General features: G+C 69.2%; 3 protein-coding genes. 1 reads left to right on the top strand and 2 read right to left on the bottom strand.

Annotated features, from left to right (window positions below; all coding sequences use genetic code 11):
- Positions 1-269 precede the first annotated feature (269 nt).
- Together ACWEVN_RS47640 and ACWEVN_RS47635 are read right to left on the bottom strand one after the other, a co-directional pair.
- Positions 270-521 (bottom strand): DUF4287 domain-containing protein, encoded by a 252-nt coding sequence (locus tag ACWEVN_RS47640; RefSeq protein WP_310970011.1) that lies wholly within the window; start codon positions 519-521, stop codon positions 270-272.
- Between the two features lie 77 nt (positions 522-598).
- Complete coding sequence (locus tag ACWEVN_RS47635; RefSeq protein WP_452055683.1) at positions 599-1,351, bottom strand: class I SAM-dependent methyltransferase; 753 nt, start codon at positions 1,349-1,351, stop codon at positions 599-601.
- 94 nt (positions 1,352-1,445) lie between these two features.
- Between ACWEVN_RS47635 and ACWEVN_RS47630 the strand changes: the two genes are divergently transcribed.
- On the top strand, positions 1,446-2,042 hold the full coding sequence (locus ACWEVN_RS47630) for a TetR/AcrR family transcriptional regulator (protein WP_452055682.1): 597 nt from the start codon (positions 1,446-1,448) through the stop codon (positions 2,040-2,042).
- Positions 2,043-2,153: the final 111 nt, after the last annotated feature.

Here is a 2,153-nt window from a genome sequence, read left to right as displayed (position 1 = left end):
GTCAAGGCGGGAAAGCGTGCCTTGACCCGGCGTGACGGCCGCTGATTCGGCTGCGTATCGGGTCGGCAGGGGGGTCTGGTCGTTGGCCGGCCTGGGTGGTTGGCCAGACCTGGCGGGTTGGACGGGTCGGTCGGGTTGGCGAGTTCGGCTGGTCGGCGGGCCCGGTTGGCAGGATTGGTTACCGGGCCTGGTTGGCGAAGCCGGTTGGCGGGCCAAGCCCGACCTGCTGACCAACCGATCAACCCGGCGAGATGGCGGCCGCCGCTCGGTCAGGTCCTTGCCGCCAAGCCGTCCAGGTGGAGGGTTCCTCCTGCGTGGTTCTCCGCCACGTACTCCGGGCCCTTCGTCACCAAACGGGCTATCGCCGTTGCGTGGCCGTGGCCCAGGGCGTGTTCCTCCTTGAGCCAGGCCACGATCTCGCCCGTCTTGGTCAGGTTCTTCGCCGCCGCCAGTTCCAGGAAGCGGCGGGGGGTGATGCCCGTCTGCTTCTCCGCGTTGTCGAGGTAGGCCTGAAAAGACATGGTTACTCCCCAGTTGAGCCGAATGGAGCCGAGGTTATCCTCGGGTTTCACCACCGTCTCACCGACAACTTTTTTTGTCAAGCCCGGATCGCCACCACCGCCAACGTCCTGTACGACAGCACGAAGCTCCCGCCGAGGTCGTCGATCGCCGCACCGACTTCGGACAGCACCTCGGCCAGGTCGGACGGTGGCAGGCGGGTCAAGCCGCCCGTTGTCGGCAGGAAGTCGAGCCACTGCTCGCGCGTGTACGTCCTCTCCCACTCGAAGCTCCAACGTTCCGGCGTACCCAGGGCGTCCGCCCGCGCGATTGACTCGGCGAACCCCGTGAACATCACGTCGTAGATTTCCGCCGCCGGGCGGGACTCGCCCGCGAAGGGCGCACCCGGGAGCACCCTGCGGCACGCCGTCGCCAAGGCCTCCGCCACCGGCGCGGGCGGCTGGAACACGTGCGCGAACACGGCCAGCAGCCCACCCGGCCGCAGGACGGTCGCCGCCTTGGCCGGGCCCGTTGCCGGGTCCACCCAGTGCCATGCCTGGCCGGCGATGACCGCGTCGAACGTCCGGCCCTTCGGTTGCCAGTCCTCGAACTTGGCCACCTCGACGTCGATTCCGCCGCCGCGGGCGAACGCCGCCATCCGGGCGTCGGGGTCGATGCCGAGCACCCGGCAGCCCGCGTCGCGGAACTGGCGGGCCTCGATCCCCGTTCCGCAGCCGACGTCCAGGACGTCGGCACCCGGGCTGGCCTCGATGATCCGGTCCACCAGTTCGCGCGGGTACGCCGGGCGCGCTCGGTCGTAGCGTTCGACGTCGGTTCCGAAGGACTCCGCCATCGCGCGGGCTTCGTGAGGTTGAGTGGGCATGTGCCCACTCTAATGGGCGCTCGCCCACTAGGACAACCGGCGGGGGTACCGGAGAATGGGCACCATGCCGACCGGGGTCCACCTGCGCGATGTGCGCCAGCAGCTGTTCCACGCGGCCGAGCGAGTTCTCCTGCGCGACGGGCCGAACGCTCTGACCAGCCGCGCCGTGACCACCGAGGCCGACGTCGCCAAGGGCGTGCTGCACCGGCACTTCAGCGACTTCGACGACTTCCTGGCCGAACTCGTCCGCGACCGCATCACCCGGCTGGCGGACCAGGACGCCCTCCTGCGAGCGTCCGCCGGCACCCGGACCGTCGCCGACAACCTCGTCGACGCGCTGGTCGAACTCTTCGACCCGATCACGGTCGCGCTGACGACCCTGGTCTTCTTCCGCGACGAACTGCGGGCCCGCGTCCGCAAGCAATCCGGCCTGCCGATTCTGGCCGAGGCGCGGGACATGCTGACGAACTACCTGTCAGCCGAACGCGAACAGGGCCGCATCGCCGCGGACGCCGATGGGGATTCGCTCGCCCTGTCGCTGATCGGTGCGGCGCACCTGCTGTTCGCGGGCCGCCGCCGGGGAACCCTGCCCGACACCGGGGAATTGACGAAAACGGTCCACACGGTCATCGCCGATGTCGTGCAGCGGCGCCTGTTGTGATCGAGCCGGCAAACGAAGAAGGCCCCGTCCGCGGACGGGGCCTTCTTCGTTGTGGAGTGGGCGATACTGGGATCGAACCAGTGACCTCTTCGGTGTGAACGAAGCGCTCTC

The sequence above is a fragment of the Amycolatopsis sp. NPDC003861 genome, assembly GCF_053605405.1.
The sequence above is the reverse complement of the archived record's forward strand: the minus strand, read 5'-3'. Positions and strand labels throughout refer to the sequence as shown.

Excerpts from the sequence above, each read along its gene's own strand:
- ACWEVN_RS47640 (WP_310970011.1), bottom strand. The coding sequence starts at position 521 with ATGTCTTTTCAGGCCTACCTCGACAACGCGGAGAAGCAGACGGGCATC.
- ACWEVN_RS47635 (WP_452055683.1), bottom strand. The coding sequence starts at position 1,351 with ATGGCGGAGTCCTTCGGAACCGACGTCGAACGCTACGACCGAGCGCGC.
- ACWEVN_RS47630 (WP_452055682.1), top strand. The coding sequence starts at position 1,446 with ATGCCGACCGGGGTCCACCTGCGCGATGTGCGCCAGCAGCTGTTCCAC.